This is a genomic window from Actinoplanes philippinensis, from assembly GCF_900113015.1.
In the GTDB taxonomy this organism is placed as follows: Bacteria; Actinomycetota; Actinomycetes; order Mycobacteriales; family Micromonosporaceae; genus Actinoplanes; species Actinoplanes philippinensis.
Genome location: NZ_FONV01000038.1, coordinates 23,102 through 38,616 on the forward strand (window position 1 = coordinate 23,102; position 15,515 = coordinate 38,616).

Below are 15,515 nucleotides of genomic sequence, written 5' to 3' on the forward strand. Positions count from 1 at the left end.
GAACCGGACCGCCGGTCAGGGACAGGGGCGCTCGAACGGCAGGCCCGGCGCGTACGCCGCCCATTCCGCCGCTGTCAGGCCGCTGGTCTGCTGGCAGGCAGCGGGCAGCGGGTCGCGCAGCACCGCCCGGATCGGCACCAGGTCCCACAGCGCGACGCCGGCGGGATCGGCGGTGACCAGCAGCGGCTGCCGGGAGCTGAACGCCGACCCGGTGGTCCGTCCGCCCACCACCGCGAGCAGCACCGGATCGCTGGCGAAGCCGACGCTCCAGATCTCCGTGGACCCGCCGGAGGTGACGGCGAGCAGTGACCCGTCGGCGGACAGGGCCAGCGAGTCGGGCCGGCCGAAGTCGGCGCGCCGCGCGGTCCGTACCGAACGGTCGTTGCCGTCGCGGTTGTTCCAGACCGTCAGATCCTGACCGACCGTGACGGTGAACGCGGCTCCCGCGACGATCGCGGCGGGCCCGACGCTGGTGACCGCGAGCGTCCCGGTCCTCGTGGGCGCCGCGGGGTCGACGAGGTCCCAGACGGTGACGTTGCTGGTGCCGCTCTGCTGCCCGGCGCTGTCGGCGACCGCCAGGGTGCCGCCGGCGAGGCCGAACCGGGCGGTGAACACGTTCGCGGCCGGGATGGTGGCGACCAGCGGTGGTGTCTTCTCCCCCGCCAGCCGGTGGATCCGGATCTGCTGTTGCGGGCCGCTGACCAGGACCGCGACCAGGCCCCGGACCGGTTCGAGGTCGAGGACCGCACCCGCGCCGAGGTCCGGGAAGACGTTGCGCGGGCTTGCGCCGGTCAGCGAGTAGAGGCTGCCGGTGGTGTAGTAGAAGGTCGTGCCGTGGACCGCGTAGGTGCTGCTCACCGGCGGCACGCCGGCCGCCGGCACGAGGGTCGTGACGCCGGCCGGCTTCGGGTTTCCGGCGTCGATGACGTCCCAGTGGTCGAGGTGCTCGGCGGACCCGGCGGCGACCACATCCTCGGCCGACACCGATACGCTGCGTGACGGGATGGTGGTGCTGCCCTTCAGGGTGGCCCTGCGCCGCGGCGCGAACCCGTCGATCTGCCACAGCATCGCCGACCTGGTCAGCCGGGGTCCGGGCGTCAGGAGGCGAGCGCCGTCGGGGCTGAAGTCGATCGAGGTGATCCACCCGCCGGTCCGGGTCATCACCTTCGTCTGGATCGGGGAGTCCGGGTCGGCGACGTTCCACACCTCGACCGCCCCGTCGGTCCGGCCGAGCGCGACGGTCGTACCAGAAGGATCGAATTCGGTCGTGGAGAGTCGGTCTCCGGAGACCGTGACGGTGCCGCGGCGGCGCGGTTCGGCCGGGTCGGTCAGGTCGTAGAAGTGGATCGCCCGCTCGCCGTCGCGAACCGCCACGAGCCTGCCGTTCGCGCTGAGGGCGACCGGGTCGCCGGTCGAGACGCCGGTGACGATCCGGGCCCCGGAGGTACGCCAGAGCGTCAGCCGCCCGTCGTCACCGGTGCCGGCGAGCAGCGTGCCGTCCGCGCTCATCACGGTGGCGGTGCTCGTCGCGAGCGCGCGCGGCCGGGCCCGGTCGCGGATGTCCCAGAGGGTGGCCCGGTCCGTGGCGGTGAACAGCCGCCGGCCGTCGGCGCCGAACCGCACGTCGGTGACGGGAGCGCCGAGGTTGCGGCTGGTGAGCAGGTGTGGGGCGGAGAGGTCGGCGACGTTCCACACGGTGAGCCGGTCGGCGGCGACGGCCAGGGTGCGGCCGTCGGGGCTGAAGGCCAGCTCGTTCACGCTTCCCAGACCGGAGGGCAGAGTGGCGGTACGGGTGGAGCCGGCCCACAACTCGGCAGTGTCCTCTCCCCCGATCGCGATGGTCTTGCCGTCGGGGCGGAACGCGGCGCTGACGACCGGTGAGCCCGTGGTCAGCTCCCCCGCGTATCCGGTGGCCAGGGCCGCCATCACCGCGGCGCCGCTGCGCGCGGACCGGTCCATCCCGTAGGCGCTGACCGCCAGTCGTGACGCCAGTCCCGGGTCGGCGGTCAGCGCCGCCGCCGACCGGGCCAGCAGCTCCTGTTGCACGAGCGTCCGTTCCTGCTGGACCACCTGGTCGGAGGCACGGTCGGCGTCGGCGCGGGCCTGTACCGCCGCGAACCCGGCGCTGCCGAGCAGCACGGCCACGACGGCAGCGGTCAGCACCCGCCGCGGCCATCGGCGCAGCCGGGAGCGGGCGCGGGCGGCGAGGGCGGCCTCGCGCAGCTCCGGGGTGACGTTGGAGGAGACGTCGGTGGTGCCCATGCTGAGCAGGGAGTCGAGCAGTTCCCGCGCGGTGGGGCGACCGGCCGGGTCCTTGTCCAGGGTGGTGGCGACCAGGTCGCGCAGCGAGTCCGGGATGCCGTCCAGCTCGGGTGGCTGGGTGAGCATCCGGCCGATCGTGGCCATCGGCGAGTCGCCGCGGAACGGGGTGCGGCCGGTCGCCGCGTAGCCGATGAGCACACCCCAGGCGAAGACGTCGGCGGCCGGGCCGGCTTTCCCGGAGCCGTCGAGGCTTTCCGGGGCGACGTAGCCGATGGTGCCCATCACCTGATCGGGACCGGTCAACTCGGCGCTGAGCTCGGCGCTGCGGGCGATCCCGAAGTCGATCACCTTGGGCAGGCCGACGGCGAGCAGGACGTTCGCGGGTTTCAGGTCGCGGTGCACGACTCCGGCGCCGTGGATGGCGACGAGCGCGGTGGCCACGCCGACGGCTACGCCGTACACCTCGGAGGGGTTGAGGGGTCCTCGATCCTTGACGACGCCGGCCAGGCTCGGCCCGTCGACGAACTCGACGACCAGGTAGGGCGGATCGTGTTCCACGTCGGCGTCCAGGACGGCGGCCGTGCAGAACGGTGGAACCTCGCGCGCCCGTTTCACCTCGCTGCGGAACCGTGCGAGGAAGGCGGGGTCGGCGGACCATTCGGGGCGGATGGCCTTCACCGCCACACGTTGCCCGTCGGGGCCGGCGCCGAGGAAGACGGTGCCCATGCCGCCGGCGCCGAGCCGCCCCAGCAGCCGGTACTGCCCGAGTCGGTCGGGGTCACCGGGAAGCAGCGGCGTCATGGTCATCGTCGGGCAGGATAGTCGAGCCTACGGGTCGGACGTGACGCCGCGGTCCACGGTGGCGTCCGCCGTCGGCGCCGTCACCGCGCTGTGCACCAGCAGGGTCATGGCGGCGTGCGAGGGTGAGCCGATCTCGGTGGTCGCGATGACCACGGACTGGCCCTGCTCGGTGCGCAGAGCCTGCTGCACGACGTGCATCGAGCCGACCAGCGGATGGCGCATCTCGTAGGTCGGCTCGCCGCCCGATTTGACACGGTGGTCGGCCCACATACGGGCGAACTCCGGGCTCTTGACGGTCAGTTCACCGACGAGCGCGGCCAGCGCCGGGTCGTCGGGGTGCTGCCCGGACGTCAGGCGAAGGGTGCCCACCACGGCGCGGGCCTTCTGCTGCCAGTCCACATACAGGTCGCGTGTGTGCGGGTCGAGGAAGACCAGCTGGGCCATGTTGGGTCGGGTCTCGGCGCGCTGCGGGGCGGCGAGGTCCACGTGACCGGCGAACAGCAGGTGGCCGGCACGGTTCCAGGCCAGCACGTCGCTGCGGCGGCCCAGAACCAGCGCGGGGACCTCGTGGAGCGCGGCCATCAGCTGGCGCACCGCCGGGGTTGTCCGTTCGGGCGCTGTCCGCCGGGTGTCCGGGCGCCGCCGGGTGCCGGTCGCCAGGTCGTGCAGATGCCGGCGTTCGGCGTCGTCGAGACGCAGTGCGGTGGCGATCGCGTCGAGCACCTCGGCGGAGGCGTTCGAGGAATGGCCCTGTTCGAGCCGGGAGTAGTACGAGGCGCTGACCCCGGCCAGCAGGGCGAGTTCCTCGCGGCGCAGACCGTTCACCCGGCGCCGGTCGCCGTAGGTGGTGAGCCCCACGTCCTGTGGCGTGAGCTGCGCGCGACGGGTCTGGAGGAACTCGCCGAGCTGCCGTTTCGCGTCCATGTCCCCGATTGTCGCGGGCCCTGTCGCCGTCTGCCACACCCTGCCGGGGAGAGGCTTCCCGCCCTACCCCTGACAAGGTGTGGTTACCGATTCCGGCCGGCCGAATACTTTGATCCGTCGCCGAGGAAATGCGAATCGGCGGCATTCAGAAATCCCGTTTCGAAAGCAGGAAAAGGAAATGCGAAAAAGCGCCATCGCTGCCGCGGTCGCCGGGGCGGTCGCCGTGACAGTGCTGAACACCGGCACCGGTTCGGCCGCTGTCGTACGGGGTCAGGCCGACGCGCTGCGGTCGCGGGTGGCCCTGCACCTCGATCTGGCGGCGGGACAGATGCCGGAGAACGTCGTGCTGGGGCCGGACGGCACGGCGTACGTCACGTTCGCCGGCGCCCGTCAGGTCGCCGCGATCGACCGGACCGGCAGGATCCGTGTGCTGGCGACGCTGGCGGCGCCCGCCGACGGCGGTGTGCACACGCCGGCTCTGGGGTTCGCGCTGACCACGGGCATCGTGCGGCAGGCGGACGGCACGCTGTACTTCCTCTACGCCAGTGGCGAGGCGGCGTCGACCGGCCTCTACCGGCTGCGGCCGGGCGGCGCCCCGCAGCGGATCGCCGCGTTGCCGGCCACCGGGCTGCCCAACGGTCTCGCGTTCGACGAGCACACCCGCACGTTCTACGTCACCGACTCGGTGCTCGGCACCATCTCGGCGGTCAGCGAGACCGGCGGCCGGGCGTCGGTGTGGTCGTCGGCGCCGGAACTCGCATCGACCGGCTTCCTGGGCGTGAACGGCATCAAGGTCCGCGACGGCGCGGTGTGGGTGACCAACCTGGACAAGGGCACGCTGCTGCGGATCACGATGCGGCACGGCAGAGCCGATCGGATCGAGGTACGGGCGAGCGGCCTGACCGGGATCGACGACTTCGCCTTCGCGGGCAAGGGCACCGACGACGTGATCGCCGCGATCGTCGGCCAGAACACCGTGGCCGGCATCGACCGGACCGGCCGCGCCACGACGCTGCTCACGGCCGCTGACGGACTGCAGAACCCGACGTCGGTGGCGGTTCGCGGGTCGCACGCCTACGTGACCAGCGCCGCCTATCTGACCAGCACCGACCCCAACCTGATCATCGCGACGCTGCCGCGCCGCTGAGCACCCCTGCGGGAGAAGACATGAACGAGATCGCACTGGGTGATGTCACCGTCATCCGGGTCGAGGAGACGCACGGCCCGATCATGCCGGCCGGCGCCTTCTTCCCGACCATGCCGGCCGAGGCGTGGCAGGAGCACCGCGAGACGCTCGCTCCGGATCATCTCGGCGGCGACGACATGGTCCACGTCGCGATGCAGAGCTGGGTGCTGCGCAGTGACGGCAGGACGATCGTCATCGACACCGGAGTCGGCAACGACAAGAACCGCCCGGCCGTCGAGGCGTGGCATCGGCAGCAGTCCGGTTACCTGGACCGGCTGGCGGCGGCCGGAGTCCGGCCGGAGGACGTCGACCTGGTGATCAACACGCACCTGCACGTCGATCACGTCGGCTGGAACACCCGGCTGGTGGACGGCGCGTGGGTGCCGACGTTCCCGAACGCCACCTACCTGATGCCGGAGGCCGACTTCCACCACTGGAACCCGGCCACCAACACCGCCATCGCCGGCGGCGTCAACGAGCACGTGTACGAGGACAGCGTCGCCCCGGTCCACCAGGCCGGACAGGTCAAGCTGTGGTCCGGCGAACACGTCGTCGACGCCGGCCTCACCCTGCGGGCCGCGCCCGGCCACACCCCCGGCTCCAGCGTCGTCGTGCTGCGGTCCGGCGGCGAGCAGGCGCTGTTCGCCGGCGACCTGATGCACACCCCGCTGCAGGTCATGCACCCCGGCCACGACAGCTGCTTCTGCGAGGACCCGGCGCAGGCGCAGGCCACCCGCCGCCGGCTGCTCGGCTGGGCCGCCGACAACCGGGCCCTGGTGCTGCCGGCGCACTTCAGTGGACACAGCGCCCTGGAGGTCGAGCGCCGCGGCGACGTCTTCGGCATCACCCGCTGGGCAGGTTTCCCCCGCTACTGACGCCCACCCGGTCCGCCGCCACGTTCCCGATGGCGGCGGACCGGCCTTCCAGGAGCTGCCATGGCACCCACCGAACCCGTCGTCACCACCACGTCCGGCCCGATCCGCGGGATCAGCGCCGCGCACGGCACCGTGTTCCGCGGGGTTCCCTATGCCGCCGCGCCGACCGGCCGGCGCCGCTTCACCGCGTCGCGGCCGCATCCGCCGTGGACCGGCGTCCGCGACGCCACCCGGCCCGGGCCGAGCGCACCGCAGCCGACCCGCGACACCTTCGGCGCCCTCGACATGTCACCGTTCTTCGGACCCAGCTGGCAGCGCGGCGAGGACTACCTCACCGTCGACATCTGGGCACCGCGCCGCCGGCCGAAACCAGCACCGGTCATGGTGTACGTCCACGGCGGCGCGTTCGTCTCCGGGTCGGTCAACGCGCCGCTGTACGACGGGACCGCGTTCGCCCGCGACGGCGTTCTGCTGGTCACCGTCAACTACCGGCTCGGTGTGCCGGGGTTCCTGCACCTGCCCGACGCACCCGACAACCGCGGGATGCTCGACGTGCTGGCCGCCCTGCGCTGGATCCGCGACAACGCGGCCCGGTTCGGGGGCGACCCCGGCACCATCACCCTGGTCGGTCAATCGGCCGGCGCCACACTCGTCGGCGGAGTCCTCGCCCACCCCGCCGCGCCCGGCCTGATCAGGCGGGCCGTCATGCAGAGCGGCAACGGCCACGGCGCTTTCACCACCGACCAGGCCGGCATCGTGACCGCCGCCGTGAGCACACGACTCGCCGTACCCGCCACCGCCGCCGCGCTGGCCGGCGTCCCCGACGAGCAACTGATCGCGACGGTGAGCAGCCTCGGGCGACTCGACCTGCGGACACCGGACGATCATGACCCGCTCGGTGGTCTCACACCGTTCAGTCTCGTCCTGGACCGTCAGCCGGCCGACGTCGTCGCGGAGACCGGAACCACGGTGGATCTGCTGATCGGCAGCAATCATGACGAGGGCAACCTCTACCTGGCGCCGCTGGGCCGGATGTCCGGCACCACCGTGGAGGACCTCCACTCGACCGCGGCACGGTTCCACCCCCGTCCCCACGACCTCGTCGAGGCCTACCGCCGGTCCCGGCCCGCCGCCACGATCGACGACCTGCGCGCGGCGATCCTCGGCGCCGGGCTGTTCGGCGCCGGCACCCGCGCGATGACGGTCGCGCACGCGGCGTCGGGCCGGGCGGCCACGTTCGCCTACGAGTTCACCTGGCGACCGGACTCCCTCGGCGGGCGGCTGGGCGCCAGCCACGTCATGGAGTTGCCGTTCGTCTTCGACATCGCCCACCGGCCGTCGCTGCACGGCCCGAACGCCCTGCTGGGCACCACTGCCGCGCCGTCCGGTCTCGCCACGCGCATGCACGACGCGTGGGTCCGGTTCGCCGCGACCGGCAACCCCGGCTGGCAACCCACGACCAGCTCCGCGTATCGGGTCCAGCGCATCGGCGACATCTGGGAACTGGTGGACGACCCGGCTCCACTCGAGTCGGCCGCCTGGACCTCGTCGACGACGCGATGATTGACAGATCAACGATTGGTAGCCTCGTCGGGTGACGGAACCGCGGTGGCTGAACGACGAGGAGCAACGCGCCTGGCGTGGGCTCATGGCGATGGACGAGGGGCTGTCGGCCTTCATCGATCGCCGGCTGCGCACCCGCTGCGGCCTCTCCTACTCCGACTACCGGGTGCTGGCCCACCTGTCGGAAGCCACCGGCGGGCAGCTGCGGTCCTTCCAGCTCGGAGGGCTGCTGCGCTGGGAGAAGAGCCGGCTGTCCCAGCACCTGTCGCGCATGCAGACACGCGGCCTGGTGTCTCGCGAACGCTCGCAGGCCGACCAGCGGGGTGCGGTCGTCACCATCACCCCCGAGGGCAGGCGGCTGATGGCCGCGGCGGCCCCGCAGCACGTCGCCGACGTCCGGGAGGCGGTGATCGACCAGCTCACCCCCGCTGAGCTCCGGACGCTGACGAAGATCACCGACAAGGTACGGCGACGGCTGGCCGCCCTCGATCCCGAGCTGGGGACGGACACCGACTAGCGGGCCAGGTGGTCACCGGCGCAGCCACTGCAGCAGCTGCGGGTCCGCGAGTTGCCGGAGGCGTTCGCCGTACGCCGCCAGATCCTGCTCGTCGAGAGTGGCCGCCCCGGCGCCGTTGCGTCCCTGGCGGAAGAAGGCGGACGGGCTCTTGATCGGGCCGCGTGGGGCGAACCGGTCCGCGTGTTGCTTGACGTGCGTGAAGGTCGCCGCCCGGACCAGGTGCGGCCAGACCGGCTCGCGGACGGTGATGCCGAGGTGGGCGGCGATCCGGCGCATCTGGCCGTCCAGGTCGGCCGACAGGTCGGCGTAGTGGACGAGCAGCACGTCGGGGCGGTCACGGCGCCGCCAGGACCCGGTGATGTGGTGCAGCACCCCGGGCAGCGAGACGACCTGGTCGCGTACCTCCTCGGCCTCCTCCCGGATCCAGGCGGCGAGCCAGTCACGCAGCGGCGGAAGCTCCGGCGGCGGCGCGGGCAGCGCCAGCAGCCGCATGAGCTTGCCGGTGTCGATGTTCTTCTGCTGGTGGTAGAACGACACGGCGATGTCGAGGGGTTCCCGTGCCGCGGCGAGGAATCGGATGCCGGTGTCCGGCGGCAGGCCGTCCAGGGGGGTGTGGGTCTTCAGGAACCGCCGATGCTGTTGTGCCGCGAGCCTGGCCCGTACCTCGGTGGCGTCGGTGACGCGCGCGTCCGGCCAGGGTGACAGGTCCGGCAGCGGTGCGGGCAGGTCGGCGGTCTGGAAGATGAGCAGGGCGCAGATGGTCTGCAGCCAGGTGGTTCCCGCTTTGGCCGGCGCGGTGATGACGATGTCGTCGGGGCGCAGGCGCAGGTCGGCCCAGCGGGTGCTGTCTTCGCGGAAGTTGACGTAGCGAGCGGATGGCATCGGTCGACTGAACCATCCGGTGGGTGGCCCGCCCATGTTCCGGCGGCCCGGCCCCATGCGCGATCGGGTCGTCAGGCGGTCTGCAGTTCGCGGCGGAAACGGCCGGGGGCGAGGCCGTACTCGCGGCGGAAGGCGTGGGCGAAGGCGAAACCGGTGGAGTAGCCGATGTCACGGGCGATGGCGTCGAGCGGGAGGTCGGTCTCGCGCAGCAGCCGGGCACCGCCGGCCAGGCGCAGCCGCTGCAGATAGGTCATCGGTGGCTCACCGACGGCCGCGGTGAAGCGGCGCACGAAGGTGGTACGGGACAGGTGGCACGCCGCGGCGAGGCCGGCGACGGTCCACGGCCGCTGGGATGCCTGATGCAGCGCGTCGAGCGCCGGGACGATGGACGGGTCCGGCCAGGCGTCGTACGGCCGGTGCGCCGACAGTTTCCGCAGCACGTGTGTGACCAGCAGGTCGACGACCGCGGCCCGGGTGACCTGCTCGCCCGGCCGGGACCGGCTCACGTCGTGGTCGACGAACTGTGCCAGCGCGCCCAGGGCGGCGTCGCCGTCGGCGGGGACCACGACCGCGTCGGGCATGCGGGCCAGCAGCGGGTGTGACGGCGCCCGGTCCAGGCGGTAGAGCCCGCAGAAGAACTCGAAGTCGGCCGGGCGCGCGGCCGGCTCGCCGGCCCGGGTGAAGTCCGCGACGGCGCCGGTCGTGGCGGGGGTGTGGCTCAGCGCGTGCTCGGCGCCGTGCGGGATCAGGACGACATCGCCCGGGTGGACGGGCTCCGGCGGCGCGTCGCGGGTGGTGACCCAGCCGTCGCCGTCGAGGACGACGTGGAATCCCGTGCCGAGGAAGGCGGGGAAACGCATGCCCCAGGCGCCGCTCTGCGCGATCCGGCGGCCGTAGGCCCGGCCCGCGCGCAGGCTGCCCACGACGGCCTCGATCATGTCCACCGCCCGACCGTAGGGCACTGCTCGGTGTGCTGTCAGCGAGGTGGGGGTCACACGGCTATTTGGTTGACGCATTAACCGGATCGCTCGTAGCGTTTGGTTAACACGTTAACCAAAGTGAGGTAACCATGTCGCCACTCTCCCCGGACGCCAGGCACGCCATGTTCACCGGCGCGCGCACGGCCAACACGTTCGACGACACCCCGGTCACCGATGCCGAACTGACCCGGATCTGGGAGCTGGCCCGATGGGCTCCGACCGCCGCCAACTCCCAGCCCCTGCGAGTGCTGTTCGTCCGGGCCGGCGAGGGCCGCGAGCGCCTCGTGAAGCACATGGACGAGGGCAACCGGGCCAAGACCGGGTCGGCTCCCGCGGTCGCGGTGCTGGCCGCGGACACCCGGTTCCACGAGCACATTCCCGCGGTCCTGCCGTACAAGCCACAGCTCAAGGACACCTTCGCCGGCAACGACGCGCTGCGTTCGGGCACCGCGTCGTTCAACGCGACCCTGCAGGCCGGCTACTTCATCCTCGCCGTTCGCGCCGAGGGCCTGGCCGCCGGCCCGATGGGCGGCTTCGACGCCGCCGGCATGGACGCCGAGTTCTTCCCGGACGGCCGGTTCCACTCGATCCTGGTCGTCAACATCGGCCACCCCGGCAAGGACGCGTGGCGCCCCAGACTGCCCCGGCTGGCTCACGACGACGTGGTTTCCTGGGCCTGAGCCAGGCGGCCTTCCTGTCGCGCCCGGGCGGGACGGCCGGCTCCGACTCAGCTGATACATCTACCGGCCGCGATATGGTGGCCGGATGGTGGCGTGGCGGGCGGGGGCGGTTCTCTGCGTCACCGGGGCCGCCCTGGCGCTGGTGTCGCTGGTTCTGCCCTGGTCGAATGCGATGCCGCAGGAGGAGTGGTCGCCGCCGGTCCAGTTGCCCCGCTATCTTTCGGAGTTGCCGCCGGCGCAGAGCTGGGGCGCGGTGCTGCTGCTGGCCGCTGTCGGAGCCGGAGCCACGTTCTGTCTCGCCCGGGGCCGGCGGATGCCGCCCGCAGCGCAACTCGCGTTCGTCCTGATCGCGGCGGCGGCAGCGGCGGCCTGGCTTTTCGGGGTCCTGGAGGTCTTGCTGCGGACGGGCAAAGTGCAGCTGGACGTGGTGGTGGGCGCCTCCGGGGTGTCCACCGGCTACGTGCTCTACACTACCGGCCTCGGGCTGCTCCTCCTCGGCGTCGCCGTCTCGGGCGCCGACCCGGTCCCGATCCGGCCCGGCACCCGGCCGTGGCGGGTCGCCGGCCACCGGATCCTGGTGGCCGTCGCGGTGATCTGCGTGGTGCCGGCGCTGTCGATGCCGTGGTATGGCATCGACGTCTTCTACCCGGACCCGGACGGGCCCACCGAGCTCGACGTCGACGCGTGGCGGCTGGTGTTCCTCGCCGCCGTGCTGATCGCGCTGTCCATGGCGGGCGCGGCAGCGTGGCGGCCGGCCGTCGTCCGGGTGTTCCGGCTGATCGGGCTGACGGCCGCCGTCGCGGCCCTGGTCTTCCTGGTCATGGGCCACGAATGGCTGCTGGCCCACGAACCCGCCACGGCCGGCTACGTCAAGTTGCCACCCGAATCGGGTCTGCGCGGCGGCCTCGGCGCGTCCGCCGTGCTCGTCCTCGCCTTCCTGCTCCTGCCACCCGGCCCGGCGCGGCGCCGGTCCGCCTCGAACCCTGCAGGCTCCGCAGCGGCGCAGACGTAACGCGGCGCACCGCCAGGTCCCCGGGCGTCCGGAGACGCGGTCAGCACACCCCGCATATCTCGGATGCCGTCGCTGGGCCGGGATGTCACACTGCCGCGGTGGAGACCTTCCGGTGTGGAACGTGCGGAAGCGCTCTGAGTATCCCGGTCCGGTTGGTGGAGCTGCCGGCGCAGCCGCACTCGTCGCTTCTGGACTGCCACCATGTCAATCCACCGCTTCTCGACCCCGGCACCTATGCGATCGACGAGACCGCGTACGGCTGCGATCAAGTAGCCGGCACCTTCGTACTGTCACCCGGCGATGTGCGCGGCACCCGCATCGTCCACCGCCTCGTTGTCGTCGGCTGCTGGTCCCTGGCCGGCGGGGACCCGTGTGTGGCCTGCGGAGATTGTGGCGCCCTGGTCGCTTCTCGGACGGACGACTGCAGGGTGGCCCAGGAGACGCGCTTCCACCCTTCCGCTGTCGTTCGGGAATCCACCGGCGACGACCTCGAGGACACCACTGATCCGTTCGCGCTGATCGCCGACTGGGACAACGCTCCCCCCGACACCGGACGGTACGGCTGGGTACCGAAGCCGACGCGTCCGCGACCCGAACTCACCGCGACCCGCTGGGGCGGCCGAGACGTGAAGAAGGATCTCTATCGAGACGATCCCCCAGCCTGACAGGGCTCGGGTGGCCCGGTGCTCCGGGCCACCCGAGGCGGGGCCGGACGTCAGGTCGCGCTGCAGGAGGCGACGGCGCCGCTGCCCGTACCGGTGCCCTGGAATCCGAAACCAGCGGTCTGCCCGGCGGCGATCCGCCCGTTGTAGCTGACATTGGCGAACGCGACGGTGCCGCTCGTGCCGGTGTTGACGGCGTTCCACGCGCTGGCGATCGTCGCCCCGGCAGGCAGGGTGAGCGTGACCCGCCATCCGTTGATCGCGGAGCTGCCCGCGGTGACGACCACGCCGGCGACGAATCCGCCGTTCCACTGGTCCTGCACGGTGTAGGTCGCGGTGCAGCCGGGTCCGGTGGACGGCGACCCGGAAGGCGAGGGGGACGGCGACCCGGAGGGCGACGGGGACGGCGACGAGGTGCCGCCGTCAAGGGTGAGGTTCTTCTGCTGGACCTGCCACTGGCCACTGCGGCACAGGCCGCAGTCGGGGCCGGCGAACTGGGCGCCGGCGGCGGTGTCGCCCTTGAGCCGCCACTTGAGGTAGAGCACCGCCACCCGGGCGAACTCGCCGCCGTTGACCTGGTCGTAGGTGCCGCCGTGGCCGACGTTCAGGTTGCCCATGAAGGCGGGCAGCCCGGCGGGCAGTTTGCCCCAGTCGTCCATGGCGTTGGGGTAGGCGATGTCGCTGGGCCCGCCGATGAAGTAGGCGATGGGTTTGGTCAGTCGCCGCAGCTGGTAGTCGTCGGCGTCGTTGAGCAGCCCGCTGCTGAAGATCATGGTGGTGGTGACGCGCGGGTCGGCGGAGACCGCGTAGGCCTCCAGGCCGCCGCAGGAGAACCCGGCGACGGCGACGCGCGAGGTGTCGATCCGGCCGAAGTACTTGCTGCCGGACCGGGAGTTCTCCGCGAACGCCCAGTCGATGGACTGGGTGAGCATCTGCGACGTGGTGGACCCGGAGCCGTTGGGTGCGCCGTTGGCGATGGCGAGGAAGCCGTGTGAGGAGATCTCGCGCAGGAAGTTGATCTGGGCGGTGCCGCTCGCCGCGCATCCGCCGTTGCCCCAGACGAGCAGGGGCAGGCGCTCGGACGGCAGGTTCTGCGGGCGGTAGATGGTGTGGTTGGGCAGGCCGGTGGAGGTCTCGTAGTCGGCGGGGTAGGGCCCGGAGCCGCCCACCGCGGCGTCCGCGGGTGACGCGCCGATCGTCATGATGCCGGTGACGAGCGTGGTGACGAGGGCGGCGAGGACGGCGCCGACCGTGGTTCGTCTTCTCATTTTCGTCCTCCGAGGACGGCAGGTGGTCCCGCGATGACCGGGACGGGGAGGACGGCGCACCCGAGGAAGGCAGAGTGATGCATGTCGATGCGCCGGGAGTTGTGCAGTTACTATCACTCCGGCAACGACAAGTGTCAATAAATGGGTACGGCATCGGGTGGCGCCTGGAAGTGCGTGATCCATCGCCCCGCCTCGGGCCAGTGCGCGGTGGCGACCTCGACCAGGCGGGCCTGCGCGAGGGAGCCGAGCGCGGTGTGGATCTCCAGGAAGGTCTGCCGCGCGTCGTGCCGGGGCCAGGGTTGCGGCAGCAGATGGCCGGGCAGATCCGGGTCGAGGTCCGGGAAGCGCCGCCACGCGTCCATGAGCGAGGTCCGGGCCACCAGCGCCCGTGCCGGGTCGACGCGGGACTCGGCAACGGCGACTCGCAGCTCCGCGTACCGCTCGGCGAAGTCTCGGTAGGCGGCGGCGAGACCGGGCAGATCGTAGGCCGCCGCGGGACCGTGCCGGCCCCCCTCGTCGTCGAACCGGGCGGTCAGCACCGACCACCGGGCGCCCGCGACGTCGTGCAGGACGGCGCCCAGCGCCTCGCGCACCGGCCGTAGTTCCGAGCCCGGCCGGATCCACACGCTGTCGTACAGCCCCACCATCCGCAGCGCCGTCAGCGCCCGTCGCACCTGATGGCGGCGCCCGCTGCCGGGGCCGGGAATCGAGAACGTCGCCATCACCCAGTCACCGGTCCACCGTGGTGGCCGGCTGCCGAACTCGAAGAACCGCCGCATGTGGGCGTGATGGCCGGCGATCGCGCCGGCCGTGAGGTGGTAGACCGGCGCACGGCCACTGCGGGCCACGATGAGACCCCGCCCGACCAGCCGCGACAGGGCGGCGCGCGCGCTGGACTCGCTGATCCCGAACTCCGCCAGGATCGCGATGACCGCCGCGGACGGCAATCCGGCGTCCGCCGAGTCCAGATACTCGCCGAGCACGGTGGCCAGCAGGTGTTGCGGGCTCGAACCCGCCTGCGACCGCGGCAGCCGGAGCCCGTCGCCTCGCTGTTCGACATCCACCGATCAAGCGTGCCTCACGATCTTCGACCGCCGGGGTACGGACGACGAGCCGGCACCGAAAGTTTCGAAGATACGTTTCAACCCCCATCGGCTCGCCGGGTGACCACCCCGATGTCGAAGCGTCACTTCTAGGACCAACCACCCGGAACTCCCGTCTGATACTTACGAGAGTTTTCCGGAAGCTCTTGTTTCGACGATGTTACCGTGTCAGCATTCAGCAATCGATGGGCATCGCTTGCATCGGCCTGTCCACTCCCCCACCGCGTCCGTGGCGCTGCGACCGCCACGGCGACGGTTCCCGGCGCCCCCCACAGGACCAAGAAGGGAAATCCCGTGGCAGACACATCCCCACCCCGCCCCACCGGACGGCGATCCTGGCGAAGCCAGACCCTGATCGTGGGCCTCATCGCCGCGGTCGCGGGGTTCAGCGCCGTGATGGTGGCGCCGGACGCCAACGCCGCGGCCACCACCCTGGGCGCCGCGGCACAACAGTCCGGCCGGTACTTCGGCACGGCGATCGCCGCGAGCCGGCTCAGCAACTCGACGTACAGCTCGATCGCGGGCCGCGAGTTCGACATGGTGACGGCCGAGAACGAGATGAAGCCGGACGCCACGGAACCCAACCGTGGCCAGTTCAATTTCAGCGCCGGTGACCAGATCTACAACTGGGCGACCCAGCGAGGCATGAAGGTCCGCGGTCACACCCTCGCCTGGCACGCGCAACAGCCGCAGTTCTGGGGAAGCCTCAGCGGCAGCGGCCTGCGGCAGGCGATGATCGACCACATCAACGGTGTGATGGCCCACTACAAGGGCAAACTCGCCGCCTGGGACGTCGTCAA

At 71.9% G+C, this 15,515-nt stretch carries 14 protein-coding genes; 8 read left to right on the forward strand and 6 right to left on the reverse strand.

Annotated elements, in window-relative coordinates:
* Window positions 1–15: 15 nt before the first annotated feature.
* Together BM290_RS49385 and BM290_RS46125 are read right to left on the reverse strand one after the other, a co-directional pair.
* Window positions 16–3,069: a WD40 repeat domain-containing serine/threonine protein kinase gene (locus BM290_RS49385; RefSeq protein ID WP_203779187.1), complete on the reverse strand. Its 3,054-nt coding sequence runs from the start codon at window positions 3,067–3,069 to the stop codon at window positions 16–18.
* Between the two features lie 21 nt (window positions 3,070–3,090).
* Window positions 3,091–3,987 carry a helix-turn-helix domain-containing protein gene (locus BM290_RS46125; RefSeq protein WP_093622362.1) on the reverse strand — a complete coding sequence of 299 codons (897 nt, stop codon included), beginning with the start codon at window positions 3,985–3,987 and terminating at the stop codon, window positions 3,091–3,093.
* 178 nt (window positions 3,988–4,165) lie between these two features.
* Between BM290_RS46125 and BM290_RS46130 the strand changes: the two genes are divergently transcribed.
* From BM290_RS46130 to BM290_RS46145, 4 genes are read left to right on the forward strand one after another with little or no spacing between them, the layout of a single operon-like run.
* Entirely contained in the window at window positions 4,166–5,134 is a 969-nt protein-coding gene (locus tag BM290_RS46130) for an SMP-30/gluconolactonase/LRE family protein (RefSeq protein ID WP_093622363.1), read from the forward strand.
* A gap of 20 nt (window positions 5,135–5,154) precedes the next feature.
* Window positions 5,155–6,048: an MBL fold metallo-hydrolase gene (locus BM290_RS46135; protein ID WP_093622364.1), complete on the forward strand. Its 894-nt coding sequence runs from the start codon at window positions 5,155–5,157 to the stop codon at window positions 6,046–6,048.
* Window positions 6,049–6,108: 60 nt separating this feature from the next.
* Window positions 6,109–7,611 carry a carboxylesterase/lipase family protein gene (locus tag BM290_RS46140; protein ID WP_093622365.1) on the forward strand — a complete coding sequence of 501 codons (1,503 nt, stop codon included), beginning with the start codon at window positions 6,109–6,111 and terminating at the stop codon, window positions 7,609–7,611.
* A 31-nt stretch (window positions 7,612–7,642) separates the two neighbouring features.
* Window positions 7,643–8,128, forward strand: a complete 486-nt coding sequence (locus BM290_RS46145) for a MarR family winged helix-turn-helix transcriptional regulator (RefSeq protein WP_093622366.1) — start codon at window positions 7,643–7,645, stop codon at window positions 8,126–8,128.
* 12 nt (window positions 8,129–8,140) lie between these two features.
* Here BM290_RS46145 and BM290_RS46150 read toward each other — a convergent pair whose 3' ends face one another.
* Window positions 8,141–9,010 (reverse strand): sulfotransferase domain-containing protein, encoded by an 870-nt coding sequence (locus BM290_RS46150; RefSeq protein ID WP_093622367.1) that lies wholly within the window; start codon window positions 9,008–9,010, stop codon window positions 8,141–8,143.
* 71 nt (window positions 9,011–9,081) lie between these two features.
* Complete coding sequence (locus BM290_RS46155; RefSeq protein WP_093622375.1) at window positions 9,082–9,948, reverse strand: cupin domain-containing protein; 867 nt, start codon at window positions 9,946–9,948, stop codon at window positions 9,082–9,084.
* A 131-nt stretch (window positions 9,949–10,079) separates the two neighbouring features.
* On the opposite strand from BM290_RS46155, the gene BM290_RS46160 reads away from it, so the two are divergent.
* The 3 genes from BM290_RS46160 to BM290_RS46170 all read left to right on the forward strand — a co-directional run bounded on the left by BM290_RS46160 (window position 10,080) and on the right by BM290_RS46170 (window position 12,347).
* On the forward strand, window positions 10,080–10,670 hold the full coding sequence (locus BM290_RS46160) for a malonic semialdehyde reductase (protein ID WP_093622368.1): 591 nt from the start codon (window positions 10,080–10,082) through the stop codon (window positions 10,668–10,670).
* An 85-nt stretch (window positions 10,671–10,755) separates the two neighbouring features.
* A complete protein-coding gene (locus BM290_RS46165) occupies window positions 10,756–11,682 on the forward strand; it encodes a hypothetical protein (protein ID WP_093622369.1) in 927 nt (308 codons plus the stop codon).
* A gap of 155 nt (window positions 11,683–11,837) precedes the next feature.
* Window positions 11,838–12,347, forward strand: coding sequence for a hypothetical protein (locus BM290_RS46170; RefSeq protein WP_239143424.1), 510 nt, complete (start codon window positions 11,838–11,840; stop codon window positions 12,345–12,347).
* Window positions 12,348–12,397: 50 nt separating this feature from the next.
* Here BM290_RS46170 and BM290_RS46175 read toward each other — a convergent pair whose 3' ends face one another.
* Both BM290_RS46175 and BM290_RS46180 read right to left on the reverse strand, forming a co-directional pair.
* A complete protein-coding gene (locus BM290_RS46175) occupies window positions 12,398–13,612 on the reverse strand; it encodes a cellulose binding domain-containing protein (RefSeq protein ID WP_093622371.1) in 1,215 nt (404 codons plus the stop codon).
* 134 nt (window positions 13,613–13,746) lie between these two features.
* A complete protein-coding gene (locus tag BM290_RS46180) occupies window positions 13,747–14,676 on the reverse strand; it encodes a PaaX family transcriptional regulator (RefSeq protein ID WP_093622372.1) in 930 nt (309 codons plus the stop codon).
* Between the two features lie 333 nt (window positions 14,677–15,009).
* On the opposite strand from BM290_RS46180, the gene BM290_RS46185 reads away from it, so the two are divergent.
* Window positions 15,010–15,515 (forward strand): endo-1,4-beta-xylanase (locus BM290_RS46185; RefSeq protein ID WP_280522851.1); only part of this gene is annotated, 506 nt, incomplete at its 3' end.